This is a genomic window from Acinetobacter sp. ANC 7912 (genome assembly GCF_039862785.1).
In the GTDB taxonomy this organism is placed as follows: Bacteria; Pseudomonadota; Gammaproteobacteria; order Pseudomonadales; family Moraxellaceae; genus Acinetobacter; species Acinetobacter thermotolerans.
Window position 1 is genome coordinate 3065175 of sequence record NZ_CP156795.1, and the last position, 25955, is coordinate 3091129.

Below are 25955 nucleotides of genomic sequence, written 5' to 3' on the forward strand. Positions count from 1 at the left end.
CCTTAACGTACCCAGCGCACGATATATTCATCGATCTCGTCTTCATCAACATCGACTTCACTCAGGCAACGTCCTGCTGCCGACTTGCGTGCCTTGATTACACTTTCACGTGAACCTGTCAGCAAATAATGCCAGGAAGGTAAGGCTTTGCCTTCTGCCACCCGACGGTAGGCACAGCTCGAAGGCAACCAGTGAATTTTCGCCAATTTTTCCGGCGTCAGCTGGATACAATCCGGGACATATTGTAACCGGTTCGGATAATCCGAGCAGCGTGCGGTCTGGCAATCCAGCAGCTTACAAGCGACCTTAGTATAGGCCACCTCCCTTGTTTCTTCATCTTCCAGTTTGATCAGGCAACACAAACCACAGCCATCACACAAGGCTTCCCATTCCGCAGGATTCAGCTCGGTTAGGGCATGGTGTTTCCAGAATTCAGGGCGCAAGGTATCAGTCATGACAGCAGCAGGAGTGGTTCAGAAGATCACGATTATAACATCTCAGATTGCCGGCATCGGTGTGTAAATGCCTGATAACGATACTCACACGAATGCTAAGGAGCTGATACATCCTCAACAAAACACGAACAGTTTGAAGGATTTATTGTCCCTATACTGATTTTGAGAATAAAAACACATGGAGATTCAAAGATGTTTCGTTGGGCTATTATATTCGCTGTTATTGCGCTAATTGCCAGTCTGCTCGGTTTTGGTGGTGTTGCCGGTTTGTCCAAAGACTTCGCCATTATTCTGCTTGTAATTGCCGTCATCCTGGCAATTGTCGGCTTCCTGTCCCGTGGTAAGGTTTAGTAATTAACCTGAGTTCGATATAAAAAAAGAGTAGAAAAAAAGCCCTGTTTTTGTAACATATTGGTTCTCAAGACAAAATGTTATAAAACAAGGCTTCTCAATGGATCATATTACCGAATTATTTTGTATTTTGGATGATTTCTGCAAAAAATTTAATGAATCTTTAGAGAAAGCTTTAATTTCTAATCAAAAAACCAGGTTGAAAAAGTCAGCTTTAAGCTTGTCTGAAGCAATGACCATTGTCATTTTATTTCATCAATCCGGTTTTAGATTCTTCAAATATTTTTATTGCCAAATGATCGTTCCATTCTGGAAATCTGCTTTTCCTAAACTGCTTAGCTACAACCGATTTATTGAAATCATGCCCCGTTGTTTGCAAGCTCTGAGTAGCTTCTTCCATCAGGTGAAAGGAAAAGATACGGGAATCAGTATCATTGACTCCACTAAATTGGTAGTTTGCCATAATCTTCGGATTAAAAGGCATCGTGTATTTAAAGGCTTGGCCGGTCGTGGAAAAAGTAGTACGGGTTGGTTTTATGGTTTTAAATTACATCTCGTTATCAATAATTTAGGTGAAATTATTAATCTCAAGCTGACATCGGGAAATGTTCATGATGTTGCTATATTAGAATCTTTAACTCAAGAATTAAAAGGGATCCTACTCGGAGACAAAGGCTATTTGAGCAAAGCAAAAGCCGAAGCTTTAGCAGCAAGAGGACTGAAAATATTGACCCCATCACGTCGGAATATGAAAAATAAACCCATCCAAACTGAAGAAGAAAAACAATTACTTTGCAGAAGAGGATTGATCGAAACAGTGAATGATCAATTAAAAAATTTACATCAACTTGAACATTCACGTCATCGTTCGGTAAATAACTTCATGGTGAATATCATGGCTGCTGTAGTGGCTTATTGTTTGAACCCCAATAAGCCAACTTTCCAAAATATGCTAAAAGGTTAAGTGGATTTCATCGAACTCAGGTTAATTAAGCAATACTACTAAAAAAAGATGTAAAAAAATAAGAGCCCAACGGCTCTTATTTTTTGTGCTTTATTTTTATCAATTATCAATACTTATGGCTTAAGATGACGAGGTCGGAAACCAACGAATAACAAAGCCACCAGATAGGCCAAAATACCGACGATACACAGACCTAGAACTTCAGCGACACGTAGCCACTGTGAGACATTCCCGTTATACCAGTTCAAAGCATAAGCCAAAGCCGCAATCATGGCCAGGTTGGCAAAACCGAATTGCAGCACGATCTTTTTCCAGTGTGCACCGAAACGGAAAATATTGCGTTTGTGCAGATAGAAATACAGCATTCCAGCATTGACCAAAGCTGAACCTGAAGAGGCTAAAGCCAGCGCCATATGTTCTGCATGCCAGTCGATCAGCTTGAAGAAACCAATAAACACCACGTTCAAAATCGCATTGGCAGCGACTGCCATCAGACCAACACGGACCGGGGTCTTGGTATCCTGCTGCGCATAGAAACCCGGCGCAAATACCTTGATCAACATAAAGGAAATCACGCCAGCACTCATACATTGCAGTGCCAGTGCCGTCATATGGGTATCTTCCAGGTCAAACTGACCACGCTGGAACAGCGCCTGAATGATCGGGGTGGAGAGCATAAATAGCGCGATACTAGCCGGCACACCCACCAGTACAATCACTTTGGCTGCCCAGTCAATCATACTGCGGAACTTGGCCTGGTCCTGTTCAGCATGACGTGCAGACAGCGATGGCAGGATCACGGTACCAATTGCTACCCCAATCAGACCCAATGGCAACTCAGTCATACGTTCGGCACTGTATAACCAGGACACTGAACCATCCTGCATAAAGGAAGCCCAGATGGTATTCAGCAACAGGTTAATCTGGGTCACTGAGACCCCAAATAGCGCAGGCAGCATCAGTTTCATGATGCGTTCTACCCCTTCATGCTTGAAGTCCACTTTAGGGGGAATCAGCAGTTTTCTGCGCCACAGTTCAGGAATCTGGATCGCTAGTTGTAGGGCACCAGCAATCAGCACCGCCCAGCCCAGCGCCATGATCGGTTCCGCCATATAGGGGGTCAGCCACAGCGCCCCCGCAATCATTGCTACATTCAGCAACACCGGTGCAAAGGCCGGTGTGGTAAAAGAGCCATAGCTATTCAGGATACTACTGGCGAAGGCCGTCAGCGACATAAACAGCAGATATGGAATAGTCAGACGGAACATGTCTGAAGCCAGCGCAAACTTCTCTGGATCGGCATGGAAGCCCGGTGCGTAGATATAGATAATCGCCGGCGCCGCCACCATCGCCACAAAAGTCAGCAGGCTCATAAAGGTCGACAGGCAGCCAAAGACCCGACTGATCAGGATCTGCACTTCAGCATGAGTCTTCGTTGTTTTGTATTCCGTGAGTACCGGAATAAAGGCCTGAGAAAAGGCTCCTTCCGCAAACAAGCGCCTGAAAAAGTTGGGAATACGGAATGCGACCACGAAGGTATCAAAGTCCTTACCGGCACCAAAGACGTTTAACAGCACCACATCCCGGACCAGACCCAATACCCGTGACAACATGGTCATCGCACTGACAATGACGGTCGAACGCCACAGCGCCATATTGTTCACCTAATGTTTAAATTTTGCCTATTGTAATGAAACTTACCAAAGAAGTTCATTGCTTTATCACATACCTATTCAGGTATTGATGCCTTTTTATAATGATGTAATTGTTCACGGAATGCTGCCCAGTTGAAATACGGGCCTGGGTCGGTTTTACGCCCCGGGGCAATATCGGAATGCCCAGCCAGATGGTACTGCGTTTTTGGATAATGTGCCTGCAGACAGGCTACTACCTGTACGAGCGCATCATATTGGACCTGCTCAAACGGCTGGTCATCACTGCCTTCCAGTTCGATGCCAATGGAATAGTCATTGCATTCCTTTTTGCCCAGATAGCTCGAGCGGCCGGCATGCCAGGCCCGGTCATTAAAATTGACAAACTGGATTACTTCCCCAGTGCGCAGAATCAACAGATGCGCTGAAACTTCCATGCCCTGAATGGTCTGAAAATAGGGATGCACTGACCAGTCCAGCTTGTTCTGGAAAAACTGCTCGATATAGCCACCACCAAACTGCGACGGCGGCAGGCTGATGTTGTGAATCACAATCAGCTGGATCTCGGTATTGTCCGGACGCTGATTGAAGTTTGGAGAGGGAACCTGGCGTGCACCGATGAGTTGTCCATCCTTAACATGAAACGCAGGTGCCTGTTGCATAAAAACTTTCCTATCCCAATCGAGTATTTGATGCTGTTTAACACAGCCAGTTCAATGCTAAAACTTTCCCATGCAAATCTCAATTCAGCCGAGATGACTGTATGAAAAATCGCTCATTTTTATGTAACAGTGCTAATATAACGCGCAATTTTCACGGCTTCAGAACATACGGAAATTCTCATGAGCATACCTCAAGCTTTGTTAGAACAGTCGATCCAGATCAATATCCAGCAGGCGCTGGCAGAAGATATTGGTGATGGCGACATCACTGCCCTGCTCACGCCTGAAGATGAACAGGCCACTGCAACGATCATCAGCCGTGAAGACATGGTGCTTGCAGGCCAGCCTTGGGTAAATACCCTGATTCAGGCCTATGATCCAAAGGTGGAGGTGATCTGGCTGAAAAATGATGGCGACCGTGTTCAGGCCAATGAGGCTTTCCTAAAACTGGCTGGCTCAGCACGTAGTCTGCTCACTGTTGAACGTCCGGCACTGAACTTTGTTCAGACCCTATCAGCAGTCGCGACCAAGACTGCCAGCTATGTGAAAGAACTGGAAGGCCTGAATACCAAGCTGTTAGATACCCGTAAAACCATTCCAGGCCTGCGTATTGCACAGAAATATGCAGTGACTGTGGGTGGCGGTCAAAACCACCGTCTTGGCCTATTCGATGCTTTCTTAATTAAAGAAAACCATATCATGGCTGCTGGCGGCATCCAGCAGGCGATTGAACGTGCACATAGCATTGCGCCAGGCAAACCGGTGGAAGTCGAAGTGGAAACCTGGGATGAGTTGAATCAGGCGCTGGAAGCCAAAGCCGACATCGTGATGCTGGACAACTTTAGCCAGCAGCAAATGATTGACGCAGTAAAACACGTGGCGGGTCGTTGCAAGCTGGAAGCATCCGGCAACATCACCATTGCCAACCTGCGTGAAGTGGCGAGTACGGGTGTCGACTATATTTCCATGGGGGTGCTGACCAAAGACGTGAAAGCAGTCGATCTTTCTATGCGCTTTAATGCCTAAGCTACGATAGAGTGAATATAGAGAAAGGGTGCATATTGCACCCTTTTTATTTTAAAAATTTTGCACGACACGGTACAAAATTTTGGGAGATTTAAATAAACCGCTTAAGCAGGCTTACTGATTGGTATTTTGTCCTGCTGGTGCAGAAGCACCGTCACGGTCAGCATCACGGGCATTATTATCACAGGCGCTCAGGCCTAGTACAGTACAGACTGAAAGTGCCATCAACCAGATTTTCATAGATGAACCCTCTATATTTTTGTAGATTGAAAATCATCTCCTGAAACACAGCGATACAGTAGTCAGGTCCTGTTCAATTTTTGTGAGACAATGTTGAAGCTTAAAAAAACAACATAAAAAAAACGCATCCGGAGATGCGTTTTTTCTTTATAACAGCAATTACCAGCCCAGCGCTTCCTGCTGTTTCTTAATCAGTTCTTGGATGCCCTTTTCTGCCATTTCCAGCATCGCGTTGCACTGCATACGGGTAAATGGTTTGTCTTCTGCAGTACCCTGAATTTCAATAAATTCACCGGCCTGGGTCATCACCACGTTCAGGTCAGTCTGGCAGTTTGAATCTTCTTCATAGCAAAGATCCAGCAACACTTCATCTTTAAAGATACCCACAGAGATCGCCGCAACCAGACCTTTCAATGGATCTTGCTTGATTTTTTTCTTTTCCAGTAACACGTTCATCGCATCAACCAATGCTACTGCCGCACCGGTAATAGAAGCAGTACGTGTACCACCATCCGCCTGAATCACATCACAGTCAATGGTAATGGTATTTTCACCCAGTTTTTTCAGGTCTACCATGGCACGCAGGCTACGGCCAATCAGACGCTGGATCTCCTGGGTACGGCCGCTCTGTTTGCCACGTGCTGCTTCACGGTCGCTACGGGTATGGGTTGAACGTGGCAGCATGCCGTATTCTGCGGTTACCCAACCTTGGCCCTGACCTTTCAGAAAGCGTGGTACTGAGTTATCAATGCTGGCAGTACAAAGCACTTTAGTATGACCAAATTCAACCAATACTGAACCTTCCGCATAACGTGTGTAGTTACGGGTAATTTTTACTTCACGTAATTGATCTAATGCTCGCTGGTCGATACGCATAACAAATCCTGCTTTGACTGAAAAATAATTGCCGCACAGTATAACAGAAGCCTATGCCCTGTTGCCCGGCATGGCAGATGTTTTACAAATTCAATCATTGCCCCTGACTTTTCCAACTTTCGGAAACTGCTGAACGGCTCTGCTCGACCCTGTATTATTTTGCTAAACTCGTAGAAATATTGAGGGAATATGGCTATGTCTTTACGGGAAGAACGCAAGCAGCAAAGTCATCAGGCGATTATTGATGCCGCACTGGTGTTAAGCAGCCGTGGCCGGGCATTTAGCAATATCAGCCTGCGTGAGCTTTCCCGTGAAGTTGGGCTGGTTCCGACGGCATTCTATCGACATTTTAAGGACATGCAGCAGCTGGGGACAGAACTGCTCGACCAGGTCGCGCTTAAGTTGAAAAGTGTCCTGAATCAGCTGGTTGACGCTTATCTGCATCAGGTACATTCCGATAGTGAAGCCTCCATTACTCTGTTCTTTCAGGCGGTTGAAGAGCATCCTGAACCCTGGCTCTTTTTTGCGACCGAACGTTGGGGTGGATCTGACTTTCTGCGCAGCAGTATTGAGCGGGAACTACAATATTGGATGTCTGATCTGGTCGATGAACTGGAAAATCTTTATGCGGCTCAGGGCATCGAGCAGCCTCAACACTTAAAGCTACTGATCCAGATGCTGGTGGATTTATCCCTGAACTGGGCCATGGGCTGGATGAATATTCAGGGTCTGGCCGATGCGAATCTTAGACAAATTCGCGCAGCAGAATTTAAAACCCAAACGGTGATTCAAATGCAGCTGCTGTTTCAGGGCATCCACGCATAAACCAGCTTTAAACTACGAGCATCAATATTTTCTACAATAAAAAAACCTGCAGCAATGTACAGGTTTTTGTGGCTAAAGTGCAGGCTTATTTTGCCTTACGTTCTTTTTCTACCAGATAAGAAATCACCTGGGTGACTTTGGCATCTTCACCCTGAACGATGTATTTCCCATTTACCACCACGGCTGGAACACCGGTCAGCTGATAAGTCTGAGCCAGACGTTTAGCTTGAGCAATCTTCGAGCTCACTGCAAATGATTTATAAGTGCTGTTAAATTTCGCTTCTGGCACGCCATAACGGGTATAGAACTTGGCAAAGCCCGGTTGTTCTAACAGCTTCTGCTGACCACGCACATGGATGTCATGGAATAACTGCAAGTGGGCTTTTTGGCGTACGCCTAACAGTTCAGACGCATAGTAAGCACGGGCACCCTGCTCCCAAAGCGGATTCATCGCAGCAGGGGTACGGACAAAGCGCACATCTTTCGGAATCTGTTTTAGCCAGGTCTGCATGTGTGGCTCTAGACGGAAGCAGTGCGGGCAACCATACCAAAAGAATTCACGTACTTCGATTTTCCCCGGAACTTCAACTTTCACTGGATTTGGAACAACCGTGTAATCCTTACCAGCAGTGAATTGGGCAGCCATGCTGCTGCCAGAAATTGCAAAAAGAGCAGCAGCAACGCCGCTAAAAAGGAATTTTTTCATTGAACTTATAGTCCTCAAAATCTTTATGATTAGCTTATGCAGATACTATAAAGCAAATACGCAGCTTTCGTTTTTATTCTGTGAACTTTTTTAAGGCTTTTATCGCTTTTTTCACAGGAAGCGCTACACTAATCTATATTGAACTTTTTTAAAATATAATGACTTGATTGAGGTGACACCCATGTCGCAATTGAATGTTGATCCACAGGAAATTGCCAAATTTGAAGCTTTCGCAGCCATCTGGTGGGATCAGCATTCTGAGTTCCGTCCGCTGCATATGATCAATCCGCTACGTCTGAACTGGATTGATGAGCATGTGGGTGGCCTCAGTGGCAAGAAAGTCCTGGATGTCGGCTGTGGTGGCGGCATTCTGGCAGAAAGCATGGCGCGCCGTGGCGCCGATGTACTCGGCATTGATATGGGTGAAGCTCCACTGAATGTAGCGCGTCTACATGCTGAACAGGAAGGTGTTAACAACATTCAATACCGTCAGATTCCAGTAGAACAACTGGCAGAAGAACAAGCCGGTCAATATGACGTGGTGACCTGTATGGAAATGCTAGAGCACGTCCCGGATCCAGCATCCATTATTCAAGCCTGTCATAAGCTGGTGAAACCAGGCGGCCATGTATTCTTCTCGACCATTAACCGTAATCCGAAGTCGTATCTATTTGCCATTATTGGCGCAGAATATATCTTGCGTATGCTAGCCAAAGGTACGCATGACTACAGTAAATTCATTAAACCATCTGAACTGGCACATGACATTCGTAATGCCGGCCTGAAACTTAAAGACATGACTGGTCTGCACTATAATCCGCTGACCAAGCGCTACTGGCTGGCACCAAATGTCGACGTAAATTACATGGTCTACACTGTCAAAGAAGAGAACCTGAAAGAAAATGTGAATGGAGCTGCTGAATGAAAGCAGTCCTGTTCGACCTCGATGGAACCCTGATTGATACTGCCGCGGACTTTGTCCGTATTATTCAGGACATGTGCCGTGAAGAAAGCCGTGAGATTGTCCCTGCCGAACTGATCCGTACCCAGGTGTCAGAAGGTGCACGTGCCATGGTCAAGCTGGTCTATCCTGAGCTGGAAGTGACCGATCCGATTCTGTTGGCGCATCGTCAGCGTTTTCTGGACCTATATGGTGCTGATATCGCTGTAGATACCGACCTGTTTGAAGGCATGTATCCGCTATTAGAAGCACTGGAAGCACGCAGCATTCCCTGGGGCATTGTCACCAACAAGCCACGCTGGCTGAGTGAATCACTCCTCGTGGCACTAAACCTGACCGAGCGCTGTTCGGTACTGGTTTGCCCGGAAGATGTGGGTCATACTAAGCCACATCCGGAGCCAATGTATCTGGCAGCCAAACAGATCGAGATTGCACCACAAGATTGTATCTATGTCGGGGATCATCCGCGTGATATTGAAGCCGGACGTGCAGCCGAGATGTACACTATTCTGGCAGCCTATGGCTATCTGCCATTGGAATATCGTGATGATCTGGCAGCTTGGCGTGCAGATTGCATCGTGCATAGTGTAGAAGAATTACATCAATGTATTCAGGCGCTGGTGCTGAAGCCGGTGCTCGGCTAAGGCAACACTGCCGAATTAAAATTTATAGACTTTATAACAATAAGCAAGATGAAGGAGGTCGTTCATGAAGTATTCAGAATATCAGCCTCGTACTGACCTGTTAAAGGATCGCATTATCCTGATCACAGGTGCGGGCGATGGGATCGGACGTGCAGCCGCAATTAGCTATGCGCTGCATGGTGCCACTGTGGTCCTGCATGGGCGTACCCTGAACAAGCTTGAAGTCATCTACGACGAAATTGAAGGTCTGGGTGCACCGCAGCCGGCAATTTTACCGCTGCAGCTGTCCAGTGCTTCGGAACGTGACTACGAGTTTCTAGTCGAAACCCTGACCAAGCAGTTTGGCCGTCTGGATGGTATTCTGCACAATGCCGGTATTCTCGGCGAGCGTACCGAACTGGCACATTATCCGCCAAGCGTCTGGGATGATGTGATGGCCGTGAACCTGCGCGCCCCGTTTGTGCTGACTCAGGCCCTGCTGCCACTGCTGCAAAAATCGGAGCATGCTTCGGTGGTGTTTACCAGCTCAGGTGTCGGTCGTGGTGTGCGTGAACGCTGGGGTGCCTATTCCATCTCTAAGATTGCGATTGAAGCCGTCAGCCAACTGTTTGCCAAAGAAAATATCTATCCGAATATCCGCTATAACTGCATTAACCCGGGTGCAACCCGGACGGCAATGCGTGCCAAGGCCTATCCGGATGAAGATCCTTTAACCTTGCCAACACCTGATTCAATCATGCCAGCCTATCTGTACCTGATGGGAGATGACAGCCTGCATATGAATGGTGAAAGCATTGATGCGCAGGATTAATGATCCATTTCATGAATAATCTGAATTTAGGGAGCTTAGGCTCCCTTTTTTTATGCACTCTTTTAATTGATTCTTGCAGTCACAATCTTGCCTAAATCTTGACAGATTCCACCCATGTCGCATTGAGTTTCGCTAAAATTCACCCATACTAGCACCTGACAGATTTTAGATTTTGATTCGAGAACCACATGACTGAGCTGAACAATATCACCGTGACGACTTTGGACGATGGCATGGTGTCCCTGCTGATCGACCAGAAGCCTATTTCAGAAAAATACGGCGTGAAATTTGAGGCCAGTATTGTTGACGATATCAAGGCGCTGGAAAATGGCGGCAAGCTGAAACTGCTGGAGCAGTTTATCTTTTCCCATACCGACCTGAACTTTGAACATGCCTACTACTATGTGACCGGCGTTGAAAAGCTGGATGATGGCTACCGTCTGGCCAAACACTTTGTTTACCGTATCAAGGTACAGGATCAGCCGGAAATCGAGCATGTAATTACCAACCAGGGCAAGCCGATGACTGCGGATGACGTGCGTGCCTTTATTAATGCCCATATCCAGAAATCGCTGACTGATTTTACTGACCTGAACTATGCCTACTAAGTTCAGTAATTAAAAGAAAAGAGCACGCTAGTCGTGCTTTTATTAACTGAAAATATCTGTAAAAAGAATAATAAATCGGTTTTACATATCGTTTACATAAAAATATTCGGTTTTTCAAATTATCCATTTGCCGCTATGCTAAATCTCAATAAATAACTATTTACAGTAACAGGAGTGAAGTGCATGGCTGATCAAAAACGTAAAATCGAAACCATTCGTCGCATCGAAAATCTTCAGTTACCTGAAACCCTGATTCAGGCTTTAGATGATGCGATTGAAGCTGAATGTGTTGCTGAAGCAATTCAGTCTTTACAAGGTTTGGCAGAACAATGGAATTAGACAGAAGCCTGCAAATTTCTTTTACAACTTCTTCCTGACAGCAGCAGCTTTTTCATCCTCATTGATGACCTTTGACTTGACCTGCGTGACCACAGCCGTCAGGATATATTGCCTAGGTTCTCAGATGCTTAAGTCTAAAAAACGTTAAAAATCACACAGAACATCCGGCATAATCATAATCTCTCTGCATTCTTTAAAGAATAGATGCCTGATCTTCACAGTTTCTCTGCAATTTTTGCGTAAATTAGACCTGTAGAAAATGAACATTTGATTGAGGGTTCACCATGAAAAAGCTTTTGCTCGCTTTGACAATGTCTTTCAGCACATTGATGTTGACGAATGTTGCCACTGCTGCGCCGCATTTTGATGATGAACGTCACGATCATCCACGTTTCAACAATCCGGGCCAGGCAAAAAAACACCGTCAGGCTGATGAGCACAAAACCGAAGATCGCCACCGTATGCGTGAAGAGCGTGGGGTGAAACGCCTGCAACAGATGAAATGGCAACCAGGTTATGTGATGCCGCAGCACTACCGGGGTAATGGCTATAAAGTCCAGTATAAAGACCACAAACTGCCGAAACCGGATCGCAAACAGCAGTGGTATAAAGTCAATAATGACTACATTCTGGTTGATACTGACAACAACAGCATTCTGCGTATTCTTGGCCACTGATCCTTCAATTTTTCAGCAGATTTCAAAGACCCAAATGATTTGGGTCTTTTTTATTTTGAGTTGATGCATTTTTAAGCCGACTTTGAGGTTTAACGTGTAATCCTGCGCTTTTTCTCCTTTTTTCCTTCATCAATTTAACAATTCGCCTAAACTGGGCTCACGGTTTCTCTCCACTCCTTCGCTAATTTAGTCTCATCGAAACGCAAATGATGAAACATAGGTGAGAGCCATGAAAAAAGTTTTAACAACAATCGCTTTATCCCTGAGTGCTTTGGTTGCAACTTCTGCAATGGCGGCACCACAACACGATCCACGTTATGCGCCGCATAAACCTGCTCCACACTGGGATCATAAAGATGCGAAAAAATGGGATGATCGTCGCTGGGACAACAAACGTGGCGTGAATCCAAGCCGTGACTGGCGTGTTGGTCAGAAATTGCCAAACCAGTACGACAGTAAACGCTTTGAAGTGAGCAGCTTTGAAGAACGCCGTCTGCCTAAAGCCGGTAAAAACCAGCAGTGGTACAAAATCAACGGTGATTACGTTCTGGTGAATGACCGTAACGACAAGATCTTGCGTATCATCAACTAAGTCCCTATCCCAAACCTTTTCTCCATTACACCTGAAGCTTGCTTCAGGTGTTTTTTTATTGCTGTACTTCCCTGCCGGCTTTTTTTAGAATCAAATTCAACACATACATTTTCTTGGCATAGGACAGCGCATGAATCCAGCAGAACCGTCTCAAAGCACAACATTGCAATATGTGCATTGGTTTCGCCATTCTGCGCCCTATATCAACGCGCATCGCAACAAGACCTTTGTGATCATGTTTGATGGCGAGGCGGTGCTGCATGATAACTTTCAGCACATCATTCATGACATTGCCCTGCTGCATTCACTTGGGATTCATCTGATTCTGGTGCATGGTGCACGTCCGCAGATTAACCAGAATCTGGCCGCTTGCCAGATCACTACGCCTTTCCATCGTCAGCGCCGCATTACCACACGTGAATCTTTAAGCTGTGTCATGAATGCCGTTGGCTCCATTCGCCTGCAGATTGAAGCGCTGCTATCGATGGGACTGGCCAACTCACCGATGTATGGCGCACGTATTGATGTGGTCTCCGGCAACTTTGTAACGGCCAAACCTTATGGCATCCGTGATGGGATTGATTTCCAGCTCACTGGCGAAGTACGTACGGTAGATACCGATGCGATTCAGCGTCATCTGGACAGCCATAACATTGTGATTCTGGGACCAACCGGTTATTCCACTACCGGTGAGGTGTTTAACCTGCTGGCCGAAGAAGTCGCGACCAAAACGGCAATCCGTCTCAAAGCCGAAAAGCTGATTTTCCTCGGCAAACAGCATGGCCTGATGAATCCAGATGGACAGTTACAGCGTGAAGTCCGTCCGAGCCAGCTGGATCACTATATTGCGCAGGATGCCCAGGAAATTCCTTCGGAACTGACCCTGCAGTTGCGTGCAGCCCAAGAAGCCTCGCTGAATGGTGTCAATCGTGTGCATCTGATTTCTTATACCCATGACGGTGCTCTCTTGGAAGAACTGTTTACCCGTGACGGTTCCGGCACCCTGATTACCGATGCGCATTATGAAGATGTACGTACCGCCACCATTCAGGATGTTGGGGGCCTGATCAGCCTGCTGCGTCCGCTGGAAGAAGAAGGCATTCTGGTTTATCGATCCCGTGAGCGGCTGGAAAATGAAATTGAACAGTTTGCCGTGATTGAACGCGATGGCATGATTCTGGCCTGTGCAGCACTGTACCCGATTCCAACCACCGGCAATGAACCCCGTTCCGCCGAAATCGCCTGTGTGGCAGTGCATCCAAGTTATCGCAAGTCCAATCGTGGCAGTCAGATCCTGAATTATCTGGAAGATAAAGCCCGGAGCATAGGTATCCAGCAACTGTTTATTCTGACCACCCGCACCGCACACTGGTTCCTGGAGCATGGCTTTGAACAGGTCTCAGTCGATGACCTGCCCGATGCCCGACAGGCCTTATATAACTACCAGCGTAATTCTCTGGTCTGTAAAAAGTCACTTTAATGTGACTTTTTATTGGTTCATATATCTTATTTTCTGCTAAGAATATTTAAATTATTCGGCTATTTATCTTAAAAATAATTCCCATCTTATTCATAACCTTATCTTTTTATTTCATTAATAAAATAATTCCTATATTTCAATTACTTAATAATTTAAAAATAAATAATTTATTCCCTTACTAAATCACTTTTCTGCATAAGTTTTGCGCTTTTTTATTTATCTTTTTTTCTCATTAGAAATTCCCGAATAGTTATTTTTTCTGAAAAGAAAAAACCTTTAGCGTATGCCTGACTTATTCATTGACTTATTTTTCATTTTTGTCGGGAGTTTTTATTTATGCGTCAGTCTTCGCTTAAATTCATCGCAAAAACTGCAGTCCTGAGCGCTGCAATTGCTGGCGTTATGATGCTTTCTGGCTGTTCTAAAAAAGAAGAAAGCGTAACCTTAAATATCGGCTTCCAGAAATACGGCATGCTGCCATTATTAAAAGAACGTGGCACCCTGGAAACCACATTAAAAGAACAGGGCGTGAATGTGAAATGGGTGGAATTCCCGGCAGGTCCACAGTTACTTGAAGGTCTGAATGTCGGCAGCGTGTCTTTTGGTGAAGCAGGTGAAGCACCACCAATCTTTGCTCAGGCAGCGAATTCAAACCTGGTCTATGTCGCGAACCAACCAGAAGCACCAAAAGCTGAGGCACTGATTGTACAAAAAGATTCCAACATCCAGTCTGTCCAAGACCTGAAAGGTAAACGTGTTGCCCTGAACAAAGGTTCAAACGTGCATTACTTATTACTGAAAGTGCTGGAAGCCAACAACCTGACCTTAAAAGACATCGAAGTGGTGTATCTGCCACCGTCTGATGCGCGTGCCGCATTCGAACGTGGCGCCGTGGATGCCTGGGTGATCTGGGATCCGTTCTTCGCCGCAGCTGAACACCAGATTGGTGCTCGTGTGATTGCTACTGGCGAGAACGTGGTCAGCAACCACCAGTTCTACCTGGCAGATCGTAAGTTTGCTGAAGCGCATCCACAAATCATTGAAGCGGTGGTGAATGAGCTGAACCTGACCACAGAATGGGTAGAAAAAAATCAGGACGAAGCGGCAAAACTACTGGAAAAACCGACAGGCCTGTCTCTAGACGTACTGAAAACCTCGATTTCACGTATGGGCTTTGGGGTAAAACCGCTTTCTTCAGAAGTGGTGCAAAAACAACAACAAGTGGCTGATGCCTTCTACGGCCAGCAACTGATTCCACAAAAGCTGAATATTGAAGCAGCCATTATTAAAAAATAAAAAGTATATAGGGGTTCATCATGAGTAACCTGAAAACAGTAAGTTATCTGGCATTGGCAAGCTTGAGCCTGGGCTTAAACGCTTGCCAAAAGCAGGAACAGGCACAGCAGTCTGCAGCCGTTGAAGCTGCACCTGCACAAGAGGTGAAGACCATTGCCATTGGTTTTCAGAAATCTGCCCTGAACCTGCTGGTTGCTCGTGATGAAAAGTTCCTGGAACAGGAATTCCCGAATGCCAAAATTGAATGGAAAGAATTCCCGGCTGGTCCGCAGATGCTGGAAGCACTGGCAGTTGGTGCCGTGGATTATGGCTATGTCGGCAATACCCCGCCGATTTTTGCCCAGGCTGCAGGTAAAGACCTGAATTATGTCGGTTATGAAGTCAGTGCAGATAAATCACTAGCACTGGTGGTGCCTGAGCAAAGCAACATCCAAAACATTGAAGATCTAAAAGGTAAACGGATCGCCCTGCAAAAGGGTTCCAATGCTCATGAATTCCTGTCCAAGATTCTGGCCAAAGCGGGCCTGAGCTGGACGGACATTCAGCCGATCTGGTTACCACCTGCGGATGCCCGCGCTGCGTTTGACAAGAAATCGGTCGATGCTTGGGCGGTTTGGGATCCGTTCCTGGCGGCGGCAGAACTGCATGGTCAGGCCCGTGTGGTGACCAAAACTGGTGATTTTGACAAGACCTATGCCTTCTATATCGCCAATCCCAAATTTGTTACTGCACATCCTCAAGCTACCGAAGGTGTGTTGAAAGCCTTGAATCAGGCAGACCAGTGGATTGTAAAAAATCAGACCCAGGCTTTACACACTTATCAAAAGAGCACCGGCCTGCCTGCTGATGTCGCGAAATATGCATTTGATCGCCGCCTGAAGCCTTCTCCAGTACAGCCTTTAACCACTGAAGTGATTCAGTCCCAACAGAATATTGCCGATCAGTTCCAGCAACTAGGGCTGATCCCGAACAAAATTCATGTCCAGCCCATTGTATGGACAGCAAACTCCCATTGATGACCGAGCTAAATCTTTTAAATTGAGGAACATAACATGAAAATTTTCTGGTTTATCCCGACACACGGTGACAGCCGCTACCTAGGTACTAGCAAAGGTGCGCGCGTGGTCGATCATGCTTATATGAAGCAGATCGCGGTTGCCGTGGATAACCTCGGCTATGAAGGTGTACTGATTCCGACTGGCCGTTCATGTGAAGATCCATGGCTGACTGCAGCAAGCCTAATTGATGCCACTAAACGCCTGAAATTTTTGGTGGCACTGCGTCCTGGTGTGACAACCCCTGCACTGGCAGCACGTATGGCAGCGACTTTTGACCGTCTGTCTGGTGGCCGTGTCTTGTTGAACCTGGTAACAGGTGGTGATGAAAAAGAATTAAAAGGCGACGGCGTGTACGAAGATCACGAAACTCGCTACAAGACTGCGACTGAATACACTACCATCTGGTGTGAAATCCTGAAACGTTCGCATACTGGTGAAAGCTATACTTTCCACGGTGAACGTCTCAGCGTCGATGATGCCAAACTGCTGTACCCACCTGTACAACACCCGCATCCACCACTCTGGTTCGGTGGTTCTTCAGATGCTGCGATTGAACTGGCAACAGACCAGGTCGATACTTACCTGACTTGGGGTGAGCCACCTGCAGCAGTCAAAGAAAAAATTGAAAATGTGCGTGCCAAAGCCGCTGCCAAAGGCCGCAAGCTGAACTATGGTATCCGCCTGCACGTCATCGTTCGTGAAACCAATGAAGAAGCCTGGAAAGCAGCTGAAGAGCTGATCCAGTACGTAGATGATGCAACCATCGCTGCAGCTCAGGCGAAATTCAAGTCTATGGACTCAGTGGGCCAGCGCCGTATGGCTGAACTGCACAATGGTGACCGGACTAAACTGGAAGTCTCTCCTAACCTGTGGGCAGGTGTAGGACTGGTACGTGGCGGTGCAGGTACTGCACTGGTCGGCGATCCGGAAACTGTTGCAGCACGGATTCAGGAATATGCAGATCTTGGTATTGATACCTTCATCTTCTCTGGTTACCCACATCTGGAAGAATCGATCCGTTTCGCGGAACTGGTATTCCCACTATTACCGCTAGAAACTCAAAAGAAACTGACTCAGCCTAACCTGACTGGTCCATTTGGTGAGATTGTGGCAAACAACTATACACCAGATGAAAACAAGAAGGCTGAGGGTGCTCAGGAGCCAGCTTAATGTCGAAAGTCGTTTCAGTTGAAACCGTCAAAGACAAGCCGGTTTCACGTGGAACACAACTCGGGCAGCGCTTGCTGCCCTGGTTGGTTCCAATTGGATTAATCATTCTCTGGCAGATTGCGTCAAGTACCGGTCTGCTGGAAAGCCGTATTCTACCGGCACCAAGTGCAGTGGTAGTCGCGTTCTGGAACCTGCTGATCAGTGGTGAACTGTGGACGCATGTCAAGATCAGCGCTGGTCGTGCCTTAAGTGGTCTGCTGGTCGGTGGTGGTTTGGGCCTGCTGTTAGGCCTGCTGAATGGGTCATCCAAGACTGCCTCTACCCTGCTGGATACCACCTTGCAGATGATCCGTAACATCCCGGCACTGGCATTAATTCCCCTGGTGATTTTATGGTTCGGGATTGATGAATCCGCGAAACTGTTCCTGGTCGCAATTGGTGTGTTCTTCCCGATTTATATCAACACCTATCACGGTATCCGTTCAGTGGATCCACAGCTGATTGAAATGGGTAAGAGCTATGGTCTGACCCGCTGGCAGCTGTACAAAGAAATCATCCTGCCAGGTGCGATGCCGTCGATTCTGGTCGGCCTGCGTTTCTCACTAGGTCTGGTCTGGGTGCTACTGATCGTAGCAGAGACCATTTCTGCACAGTCCGGTATTGGCTATATGACCATGAACGCACGTGAGTTCCTGCAAACTGACGTGGTGCTGGTCGGAATCTTACTGTATGCCCTACTTGGCAAACTGGCTGATGTCCTGGCGGTAGCACTGGAGCGTTTCCTGTTGCGCTGGCATGCTGGCTATCAAAAATAATTTAAAAAATCGAGGAGCATGTGATGACTGATTTAAGTTTAGGGCGTCTTGCCAATGGACAGACTGTGCCACAGGACCACACTGCAGCAGATATCAATCCTAATGCAGTCATCGGTGCTGAAATTATTATTGAGCAGCTACACAAGTTCTATGGCTCAGTCAAAGTCCTGGAAGATCTGGACCTGCATATTAAACCAGGTGAATTTATTGCGATTGTGGGTCGCAGTGGCTGTGGTAAAAGTACCCTGTTGCGTCTGATTGCCGATCTGGAACAACAGAGCTACGGCGAAATCAAGTTCAAGTCGGCGCGCCATATCCGTGAAGGCATTACTCCGGATGATATCCGGGTGATGTTCCAGGATCCCCGCCTGTTGCCATGGCGTAGCATCGAGCAGAACGTACAACTCGGTCTGCCTAAAGAAGAACATGCCAATGCTTCCAGCATGCTGGAAAAAGTAGGGCTGAAGGAAAAAGCCGGCCTATGGCCATCGCAACTGTCTGGTGGTCAGCGTCAACGTACTGCACTGGCACGTGCCCTGTCGCACAAACCACGTATTCTGCTGTTGGATGAACCACTCGGTGCACTAGATGCCTTGACCCGTCTGGACATGCAGAACCTGATCGAGAAGCTATGGACTGAACAGGGCTTTACCGCGATTCTGGTGACGCATGACGTCAGCGAAGCGGTACAACTAGCTGACCGTATCATCCTGCTGGATAAAGGCCACATTGCCAAAGAATTCCAGGTCGATCTGCCTCGTCCGCGTCAAAAGTGCCTAAAGTTCGCTGAACTGGAACAGCAGGTTCTGAATGCAGTACTCGCGACCTGATTTATTTAAAAGCCATCTACTAAAAACCCGGATCTTCGATTTGAATCCGGGTTTTTTCTTTACATATCTTGTAGCACTTTTAAATCCTGCATGGAATCAGTCAGATTACATACTGCAAGTTAAAAATCACAATGTGATGTAATCGACATTTTCAGATAATGAAATTTAAACGATCTGAGCCAGTCCTAATATCTTAAGTATTTTCAAAAGCTTGTTTTTAAGTGCAGGGAGTCGCCGATTTGAAGCAATTGCACAGTTGATCTACAGAATAAATCATCATTATTCAAAAAATTAGCCATGGACTTTATGCACAAATCTGATGATTTGCCGTACAATTGAATATTCCCCCTTTTTAATTGTTTTTATATTACTGATGGAACAAAAAAAGAGTACTCAAAAACGTAACCAGCTGCTGAACGCCGCCCTAGATGTTTTTTCCCTGTATGGCTTTAGTGGGGCAAGTCTGGACGAGATCGCACAAATTGCTGAAATGCATAAGTCCAATATTTTCTATTACTACGAAAATAAAGAAGCACTGTATGTCGAAGTGTTGACCACTGTACTACAGAAATGGCTAGCACCCCTGCAAACCCTGGAAGCCGATCTGGAACCAGCAGAAGCGATCACCAACTATCTGATGCAGAAAATTGAAGTGTCGCGTACCCAGCCGAAAGCATCGCGTCTGTTTGCCTTAGAAGTCATTCAAGGGGCACCGCATATTCTGGACATCCTGAAAGGCCCACTGAAAAAACTGGTGAAGCGTAAAGCTAAAGTGATCAGTAACTGGCAGGAACAGGGCAAGATCTCTAAAGACATCGACCCTGAACTGCTGATCCTGAACATCTGGGCAGTGACACAGAACTACGCGGACTTCGCCACCCAAATGGAAATGGTCACCGGTAAAACCCTGCGTAACCGCAGCATGCAACAGCGTGTGATCCAACATACGGTGCATATGATGCTTTATGGTATCCTGCCTCGTCCTGAACAAAACGCATAAGTTTTGCTTGGCATACGACCATAGTGATTATGGTCGCCAACCCGATTATTGACCTTAGAATTATTTTAACATCTGATATAAAAACAATAGTTTTTGAGCGCCTAACAATAAGTTTTCCTCCCAGTCGAGATGTGCTGTGTCATTGGCACCATCGGTAATGTATTTCACAGAAATCAGGCGTATGCCGAGTTTCTTGCATACCTTGGCCAGTGCATAGCCTTCCATGTCGACCAGTTGACAGGGCACTTTCGGTTGTCCTGTTTCGAAGCTATCCCCGGTTCCACAAATACCCTTGGGCAAATGATCAAAGTAAGGCTCCAATTCAATCGCACCCGGGAAATGCTGATCCATCGGAGTCACGCCCACTTCAAAACCCAGCGGTGATACATCCATATCGCGCTGCACAAACTGGCTCACTTCCACCAGTGCATGCGCATCAAAATGCGAACTGCCGGCGGTGCCCAGGTTCAATAAAGTCTTGCAACCGGTTTTTTGGATCACTTCAAACGCCTTGAAGGCTGCATTGACCTTGCCAATGCCACTGTAATGCACCTCTATACCCGCTTCTTCAAATAAGCCTTTGGATTCATTGGGCAATGCCATAATCAGCGCATGGTCGGACATCAGGTTTTCACTTCAATTTAAAATCACCGACTTATTAAAAGATAAACCCAGTAAGCCTGCAAATAAAAATTGATTTCTTCCCCTGTCGCATGGATCACTTTTATTCCCACAAGAAATAAGAAAAATTGTGTAATTTTTATTTCAATTAGACAGATCAGTACTTCACCGAAAATTTTCCGGCAAAAGAATTTTGCATAAAAACACAACAACAAGACGAAACGGAAAGATTATGGCAATATATAGCCTTTCACATTTCCAAGCACTTGATTCGCCCATGAAGCTGCTCCGTCTAAATGCCTTAAGCTCCCATACAGAATTGCCAAAAACGGTGGTGACCATTGGTAATTTTGACGGCGTGCATTTAGGTCACCAGATGATGATCAAGCAGCTCAAAGCCGTGGCTGAACAGCAACAGCTAAAAAGTGTAGTGATGATCTTTGAACCGCAACCGCTGGAATATTTCAAAGGTTATGAAGCACCTCCACGGATTACTTCATTACGTGAAAAAGTTGAATATTTAACTGAACTTGGCGTGGACTATATTGCCGTGGCCAAGTTTGATGAAAGTTTCCGTAACCTGAGTGCAGAACAGTTTGCTGACATTTTAAAATCCAAGCTGAATGCTGAGCATCTGGTCTTAGGCGATGATTTCCACTTTGGCAAACATCGTCAGGGCAATAGCGAATTCCTGCGTAACTACGGTTTTCAGGTCACGAATCTGGAAACCGTGGCACTGGACGGCGAACGTGTCAGCTCGACCCGAATCCGTCAGACCCTGCAAGCCGGTGATCTTGCTATGGCTGCGAAACTGTTGGGCCGTCCTTATAGCATTACCGGCCGAGTGCAATATGGTGATCAGATTGGCCGTACCATTGATTTCCCGACCATTAATGTGCGCCTGAATCGTCACAGGCCTTGTCTGCACGGCATCTACGGCGTGGAAGTGGTCTGTGAAACCGAATCCTTAAAAGCGAAAGTCCAGACCAGCGATCCAAGTAAAAAAGGCATCGCTGGCTATGACCCAACCGGCCTGTTTGGTGCCGGTCATGTCGGTACCCGACCGGCTATCCAGCAGGAACATCCGGAATGGCGATTAGAAGTACATTTCCCCGAGGTTTCTGCTAATCTGTATGGCCTGTTAATGCGGGTGACATTCTTAAACTATTTACATGGCGAAAAGAATTATCCTTCGCTAGAAGCCTTAAAAGCCGGAATTGATGACGATGTCGAGAAACTGCTTGAGTTTCGTCGAAATCATCCCAAATTTCCCTTTTAATACCCCGTATTTTTATTGTAAAACGTGTCTGTCAAATGACAGATTGAATTGGAAGACAACTTGCATGAGCGATAAGCAAACTCCTGAAAATGCAGTGGATTACAAAGCCACGCTGAACCTCCCAGGTACTGACTTTGCAATGAAGGCAAATCTGGCAGTACGTGAAGTGAAATGGTTAGAAGAGTGGTATGCCGACAACATTTATCAGCAGATTCGTGCGTCGCGTATTGGCAAGAAAAAATATGTACTTCATGACGGCCCTCCATATGCCAACGGTCAGATTCACCTTGGCCATGCGGTAAACAAGGTTCTGAAAGACATCATCATTAAAAGCCGTGTGATGGACGGCTATGATGCGCCTTACGTTCCAGGCTGGGATTGTCACGGTCTTCCAATCGAACTGAAAGTCGAAGAAAAAGTCGGTAAAGTCGGCGTGAAAGTAGATGCGGCAACGTTCCGTAAACACTGCCGAGAATATGCGTATACCCAAGTCGAATTACAGAAAAAAGACTTCGTGCGTATGGGCGTGTTCGGTGACTGGGACAACCCTTACCTGACCATGAACTACAAGCAGGAAGCAGACATCGTTCGTGCCCTAGGTGCGATTGCCAAAGCGGGTCATATCGAGCCAGGCCTGAAACCAGTCAACTGGTGTCTGGACTGTGGTTCATCTCTGGCTGAAGCAGAAGTTGAATACGAAGACAAAAAATCAGACGCGATCGACGTTGGTTTCTCTGTCGTTGACCTAGCTGATTTATCTGCACGTCTGGGCGTTGAAGTTAAAGATTCAACTGATATCGTGATTTGGACCACGACACCTTGGACATTGCCTGCCAACCAGGCCGTTGCCCTGCACGCTGAAATTGAATACCAGCTGGTGAAAGCACGCGGTGAGGAAAAAGCGGATCAAAACTTTATCCTAGCCAAAGATCTGGTTGAATCTGCAACTGAACGTTATGGATTCAACAGTGTTGAAGTGATTGCTGAATTTGCCGGAGCTAAACTTGAAAATCTGGTGCTGCAGCATCCTTTAATTGCAGATCGTCAAGTGCCTGTAATTCTAGGCGAACACGTCATCGCAACTAGCGGTACTGGTGCAGTACATACAGCACCGGGCCACGGTGTAGACGACTATAAAGTAGGTCTGCAATACAACCTGAAAGTGGATAATCCTGTTGGTGGAAATGGTGTGTATTTACCAACTTCACCGATCTTCCCAGGCGAACACATCTACAAAGCCAATCCAAAAATTATTGCAGCATTGGGTGAAGCCAATAAGCTATGGGCGCATAAGCCAATCAAACATAGCTACCCACATTGCTGGCGTCACAAGACTCCAATTATCTTCCGTGCGACACCACAATGGTTCATTAGCATGGACAATAAAGGTCTACGCCAAGGTGCATTGAATGCGATCGAAAATGAGATCAGCTTCGTACCAGATTGGGGTAAAAACCGTATCCAGGCCATGATCGAAGGCCGTCCAGACTGGTGTATCTCACGTCAACGTACTTGGGGCGTGCCAATCCCATTCTTCGTACATAAAGATACCAACGAGCTGCACCCACGTACCCCTGAACTGATCGAAGAAGTTGCAAAACTGATCGAGAAAGAAGGCATTGATGGCTGGTATAACCGTGAAGCCAAAGACTTCATTGGTGATGATGCTGAGCAATACAATGCGGTTCGCGATACTCTGGACGTATGGTTCGACTCTGGTACAACACACTACGCGGTACTGCGTGAACGTGAAGAGCTGCAAGATCCAGCAGACCTGTACCTGGAAGGTTCGGATCAACACCGTGGCTGGTTCCAGTCTTCACTGCTGACATCTATGGCCATCAACGAACGTGCGCCATACAAAGGCCTGCTGACTCACGGCTTCGTGGTGGATGAAAAAGGCCGCAAGATGTCGAAGTCGATCGGTAACGTGATCACGCCACAAGACATTATCAAAGATATGGGAGCGGACGGTCTACGTTTCTGGATTGCCTCTTCAGACTACCGTTATGAAATGACTGCCGGTAAGGAAATCTTCAGCCGTGCATCAGATGGTTACCGTCGTATCCGTAACACCCTACGCTTCCTGCTGGCTAACCTGAATGGCTTTAAACCATCGACTGATGCATTACCAGTGGATCAACTGATTGCACTGGATCAATACATCCTGCAGCGTGCCAATGAAGTTCAGGACATCATCAAGAAAGCCTACGAAGATATGAACTTCCATATCGTCACCAGCGCGCTGACTAACTTCTGTATCAATGACCTCGGTGGTTTCTACCTCGACATCATCAAAGACCGTCAGTACACCACCAAAGCGGATTCTCAAGCCCGTCGTTCTGCACAAACTGCGTTGTATCATCTGGTACAGGCATTTGTTCGCTGGATGGCGCCAATCCTGAGCTTCACTGCACAGGAAGCTTGGCCACTGATTCCTGAACAGTCAGAGAAATACGTATTCACTGCGGAATGGTATGACATTCCATTGGCTTCTGAAGCGAATATCCTGACTGAGGCTGAATGGCAAACCCTGATTTCAGTAAAATCTGCGGTGAACAAGTTTATTGAAGCAGCACGTACCGCTAAAACTGTCGGTTCTAATCTGTCAGCTAAAGTTGAGCTTTGGGCCAATGACGAGCTGAAAGCTGTACTCGACAAGTTAGGCAATGAGCTGCGTTTCGTCCTGATTACTTCTCAAGTGATCGTAAATGGCTTTGATGCGGCACAAGGTGAAGCCTCTGATCTGGAAGGCCTGAACGTGAAAGTCTCTGCTGCAGACGGCGAAAAATGCGTACGCTGCTGGCACGTGCTGCCTGATGTAAACACCCATGCATCACACCCAGGCTTGTGTGGTCGCTGTATCATCAACTTGCCTACAGGCCAAGGCGAAGAGAGAAAATATGCCTAATTCACAGCAGAAAAAGGGCTTGTTTCAGTTCTATCCCCACAATTTGTGGTGGATAGGTCTGACTATTGTTTCAATTATTCTGGATCAATGGACCAAATGGATTGCCAGTACTAGTCTGAATTATGCAGACCCAGTACCGGTCCTGCCCTTTTTAAATTGGACATTACTGCATAACTATGGCGCAGCCTTTAGTTTCTTGTCCGATGCTGGTGGATGGCAACGTTATTTCTTTACCTCACTGGCAGGTCTGGTGTCGGTGATTTTCGTGTTCTGGCTAATGCGTATGCCAAAGAACATGAAAGTCCTGCCTTTGGCTGTTGCCCTGATTCTGGGTGGCGCTGTTGGTAACCTGATTGACCGCGTGACGCTCGGCTATGTAGTCGACTTTATTCACGTCTATTATCAGGACAGCCACTTCCCTGCCTTTAACCTGGCAGACAGTGCCATTACCCTTGGCACTATTCTGCTGCTGATTGATACGTTTTTCCTGGAAAAACACCGAATTCAACGTTTACAGGCGAAAAATGACTGATTTTATTAATCCTAACGAGGAAACTCGTATCGAAGCCGGCTCTAAAGTCGACCTTCATTTCTCTGTCGCTATTGAAAATGGTGTTGAAATTGACAACACCCGTAGCCGTCCTGAACCGGTCAGTCTGGTGATGGGTGATGGCAGCCTGCTACCTGGCTTTGAAAAAGCCCTGTTTGGTCTGCGTGCCGGTGACCGCCGTACCGTTAGCCTTCCTCCAGAAGAAGCATTCGGTCCATGGAACCCTGAAAACATACAGAAATTTGACACGGTTAAATTTGCTGAACGTCCAGTCGAAGGCCACATGATCGAGTTTGAAGACAAGGCCAAACAAAGCCTGTATGGCGTGGTGAAATCGGTAAATGATGACATCACCGAAGTGGACTTTAACCATCCACTGGCGGGCAAAAACATTACTTTTGAAGTAGAAATCTTCAAGGTCACCCCTGCTGGTCAGCAAGGTGTGCAGTTGATGTAAATCAATGCAAATCAAAAAGCGCCTTCGGGCGCTTTTTTCATGCCTGATACAAATCCTCTCTATTCACTCCGCAAAATTCTGATTAATTTAAAATTAGTG

The 25955-nt window shown here is 46.6% G+C and carries 29 protein-coding genes; 22 read left to right on the forward strand and 7 right to left on the reverse strand.

All coding sequences use genetic code 11. From position 1 onward, the window contains the following. Window positions 1-2: 2 nt before the first annotated feature. The gene (locus ABEF84_RS14960; RefSeq protein WP_347453317.1) at window positions 3-455 is read right to left on the reverse strand and encodes a YcgN family cysteine cluster protein; all 453 of its coding nucleotides are present in this window, start codon (window positions 453-455) and stop codon (window positions 3-5) included. Window positions 456-647: 192 nt separating this feature from the next. Here ABEF84_RS14960 and ABEF84_RS14965 point away from each other — a divergent pair, with 192 nt between their 5' ends. Beyond that, entirely contained in the window at window positions 648-806 is a 159-nt protein-coding gene (locus tag ABEF84_RS14965) for a DUF1328 domain-containing protein (RefSeq protein WP_004647174.1), read from the forward strand. Window positions 807-906: 100 nt separating this feature from the next. Then, a complete protein-coding gene (locus tag ABEF84_RS14970; RefSeq protein WP_004679438.1) occupies window positions 907-1770 on the forward strand; it encodes an IS982 family transposase in 864 nt (287 codons plus the stop codon). Between the two features lie 113 nt (window positions 1771-1883). Here ABEF84_RS14970 and murJ read toward each other — a convergent pair whose 3' ends face one another. Further along, window positions 1884-3434 (reverse strand): murein biosynthesis integral membrane protein MurJ, encoded by a 1551-nt coding sequence (murJ, locus tag ABEF84_RS14975; protein ID WP_347453318.1) that lies wholly within the window; start codon window positions 3432-3434, stop codon window positions 1884-1886. 65 nt (window positions 3435-3499) lie between these two features. After that, window positions 3500-4084: a 1,6-anhydro-N-acetylmuramyl-L-alanine amidase AmpD gene (ampD, locus tag ABEF84_RS14980; RefSeq protein WP_347453319.1), complete on the reverse strand. Its 585-nt coding sequence runs from the start codon at window positions 4082-4084 to the stop codon at window positions 3500-3502. Window positions 4085-4264: 180 nt separating this feature from the next. Between ampD and nadC the strand changes: the two genes are divergently transcribed. Beyond that, the gene (gene nadC, locus ABEF84_RS14985; protein WP_347453320.1) at window positions 4265-5110 is read left to right on the forward strand and encodes a carboxylating nicotinate-nucleotide diphosphorylase; all 846 of its coding nucleotides are present in this window, start codon (window positions 4265-4267) and stop codon (window positions 5108-5110) included. 114 nt (window positions 5111-5224) lie between these two features. Here the strand turns inward: nadC and ABEF84_RS14990 are convergent, their stop codons facing one another. Both ABEF84_RS14990 and rph read right to left on the reverse strand, forming a co-directional pair. Beyond that, entirely contained in the window at window positions 5225-5350 is a 126-nt protein-coding gene (locus ABEF84_RS14990; RefSeq protein ID WP_264673525.1) for a hypothetical protein, read from the reverse strand. Between the two features lie 159 nt (window positions 5351-5509). Further along, window positions 5510-6226, reverse strand: a complete 717-nt coding sequence (rph, locus tag ABEF84_RS14995; RefSeq protein ID WP_347453322.1) for a ribonuclease PH — start codon at window positions 6224-6226, stop codon at window positions 5510-5512. Between the two features lie 195 nt (window positions 6227-6421). Here rph and ABEF84_RS15000 point away from each other — a divergent pair, with 195 nt between their 5' ends. Beyond that, window positions 6422-7051 carry a TetR family transcriptional regulator gene (locus ABEF84_RS15000; protein ID WP_347473883.1) on the forward strand — a complete coding sequence of 210 codons (630 nt, stop codon included), beginning with the start codon at window positions 6422-6424 and terminating at the stop codon, window positions 7049-7051. Window positions 7052-7136: 85 nt separating this feature from the next. Here the strand turns inward: ABEF84_RS15000 and ABEF84_RS15005 are convergent, their stop codons facing one another. Further along, a complete protein-coding gene (locus ABEF84_RS15005; RefSeq protein ID WP_034586103.1) occupies window positions 7137-7757 on the reverse strand; it encodes a thiol:disulfide interchange protein DsbA/DsbL in 621 nt (206 codons plus the stop codon). A 181-nt stretch (window positions 7758-7938) separates the two neighbouring features. Here ABEF84_RS15005 and ubiG point away from each other — a divergent pair, with 181 nt between their 5' ends. The 14 genes from ubiG (at window position 7939) to ABEF84_RS15075 (ending at window position 20038) form a co-directional block, all read left to right on the forward strand. Further along, window positions 7939-8682 (forward strand): bifunctional 2-polyprenyl-6-hydroxyphenol methylase/3-demethylubiquinol 3-O-methyltransferase UbiG, encoded by a 744-nt coding sequence (gene ubiG / locus ABEF84_RS15010; RefSeq protein ID WP_034586099.1) that lies wholly within the window; start codon window positions 7939-7941, stop codon window positions 8680-8682. After that, window positions 8679-9362 (forward strand): HAD family hydrolase, encoded by a 684-nt coding sequence (locus ABEF84_RS15015; RefSeq protein ID WP_034586096.1) that lies wholly within the window; start codon window positions 8679-8681, stop codon window positions 9360-9362. The genes ubiG and ABEF84_RS15015 overlap by 4 nt, the downstream gene beginning before the upstream one ends. 64 nt (window positions 9363-9426) lie before the next feature. Then, a complete protein-coding gene (locus ABEF84_RS15020; protein WP_347473698.1) occupies window positions 9427-10173 on the forward strand; it encodes a YciK family oxidoreductase in 747 nt (248 codons plus the stop codon). Window positions 10174-10361: 188 nt separating this feature from the next. Beyond that, on the forward strand, window positions 10362-10781 hold the full coding sequence (locus tag ABEF84_RS15025; RefSeq protein WP_347453324.1) for a hypothetical protein: 420 nt from the start codon (window positions 10362-10364) through the stop codon (window positions 10779-10781). 183 nt (window positions 10782-10964) lie between these two features. Beyond that, window positions 10965-11120, forward strand: coding sequence for a hypothetical protein (locus ABEF84_RS15030; protein WP_171077684.1), 156 nt, complete (start codon window positions 10965-10967; stop codon window positions 11118-11120). Between the two features lie 284 nt (window positions 11121-11404). Next, the gene (locus tag ABEF84_RS15035) at window positions 11405-11797 is read left to right on the forward strand and encodes an RcnB family protein (protein WP_347453325.1); all 393 of its coding nucleotides are present in this window, start codon (window positions 11405-11407) and stop codon (window positions 11795-11797) included. A 229-nt stretch (window positions 11798-12026) separates the two neighbouring features. Then, a complete protein-coding gene (locus tag ABEF84_RS15040) occupies window positions 12027-12389 on the forward strand; it encodes an RcnB family protein (RefSeq protein ID WP_347453326.1) in 363 nt (120 codons plus the stop codon). Window positions 12390-12519: 130 nt separating this feature from the next. After that, entirely contained in the window at window positions 12520-13869 is a 1350-nt protein-coding gene (gene argA, locus ABEF84_RS15045; protein ID WP_347453327.1) for an amino-acid N-acetyltransferase, read from the forward strand. A gap of 336 nt (window positions 13870-14205) precedes the next feature. Beyond that, on the forward strand, window positions 14206-15165 hold the full coding sequence (locus tag ABEF84_RS15050; RefSeq protein WP_034586077.1) for a sulfonate ABC transporter substrate-binding protein: 960 nt from the start codon (window positions 14206-14208) through the stop codon (window positions 15163-15165). Between the two features lie 20 nt (window positions 15166-15185). After that, entirely contained in the window at window positions 15186-16181 is a 996-nt protein-coding gene (locus tag ABEF84_RS15055; protein ID WP_034586074.1) for an aliphatic sulfonate ABC transporter substrate-binding protein, read from the forward strand. 36 nt (window positions 16182-16217) lie between these two features. Continuing rightward, window positions 16218-17393 carry an FMNH2-dependent alkanesulfonate monooxygenase gene (gene ssuD / locus ABEF84_RS15060; RefSeq protein WP_347453328.1) on the forward strand — a complete coding sequence of 392 codons (1176 nt, stop codon included), beginning with the start codon at window positions 16218-16220 and terminating at the stop codon, window positions 17391-17393. After that, window positions 17393-18208, forward strand: coding sequence for an aliphatic sulfonate ABC transporter permease SsuC (gene ssuC / locus ABEF84_RS15065; protein ID WP_034586068.1), 816 nt, complete (start codon window positions 17393-17395; stop codon window positions 18206-18208). Before ssuD ends, ssuC begins: the two co-directional genes overlap by 1 nt. Before the next feature lie 23 nt (window positions 18209-18231). After that, on the forward strand, window positions 18232-19038 hold the full coding sequence (locus ABEF84_RS15070; RefSeq protein WP_034586065.1) for an ABC transporter ATP-binding protein: 807 nt from the start codon (window positions 18232-18234) through the stop codon (window positions 19036-19038). A gap of 364 nt (window positions 19039-19402) precedes the next feature. Next, a complete protein-coding gene (locus ABEF84_RS15075; protein ID WP_171077648.1) occupies window positions 19403-20038 on the forward strand; it encodes a TetR/AcrR family transcriptional regulator in 636 nt (211 codons plus the stop codon). Window positions 20039-20098: 60 nt separating this feature from the next. Here the strand turns inward: ABEF84_RS15075 and ABEF84_RS15080 are convergent, their stop codons facing one another. Then, a complete protein-coding gene (locus ABEF84_RS15080) occupies window positions 20099-20665 on the reverse strand; it encodes a 5'-nucleosidase (protein WP_171077649.1) in 567 nt (188 codons plus the stop codon). 271 nt (window positions 20666-20936) lie between these two features. On the opposite strand from ABEF84_RS15080, the gene ribF reads away from it, so the two are divergent. From ribF to ABEF84_RS15100, 4 genes are all read left to right on the forward strand, one after another. Then, complete coding sequence (gene ribF, locus ABEF84_RS15085) at window positions 20937-21938, forward strand: bifunctional riboflavin kinase/FAD synthetase (RefSeq protein WP_034582773.1); 1002 nt, start codon at window positions 20937-20939, stop codon at window positions 21936-21938. Window positions 21939-22002: 64 nt separating this feature from the next. After that, window positions 22003-24849, forward strand: a complete 2847-nt coding sequence (gene ileS / locus ABEF84_RS15090) for an isoleucine--tRNA ligase (RefSeq protein WP_034582776.1) — start codon at window positions 22003-22005, stop codon at window positions 24847-24849. Further along, entirely contained in the window at window positions 24842-25381 is a 540-nt protein-coding gene (gene lspA, locus ABEF84_RS15095) for a signal peptidase II (RefSeq protein WP_034582779.1), read from the forward strand. Before ileS ends, lspA begins: the two co-directional genes overlap by 8 nt. Then, window positions 25374-25856 carry a peptidylprolyl isomerase gene (locus ABEF84_RS15100; protein ID WP_034582781.1) on the forward strand — a complete coding sequence of 161 codons (483 nt, stop codon included), beginning with the start codon at window positions 25374-25376 and terminating at the stop codon, window positions 25854-25856. The genes lspA and ABEF84_RS15100 overlap by 8 nt, the downstream gene beginning before the upstream one ends. Window positions 25857-25955 lie beyond the last annotated feature (99 nt).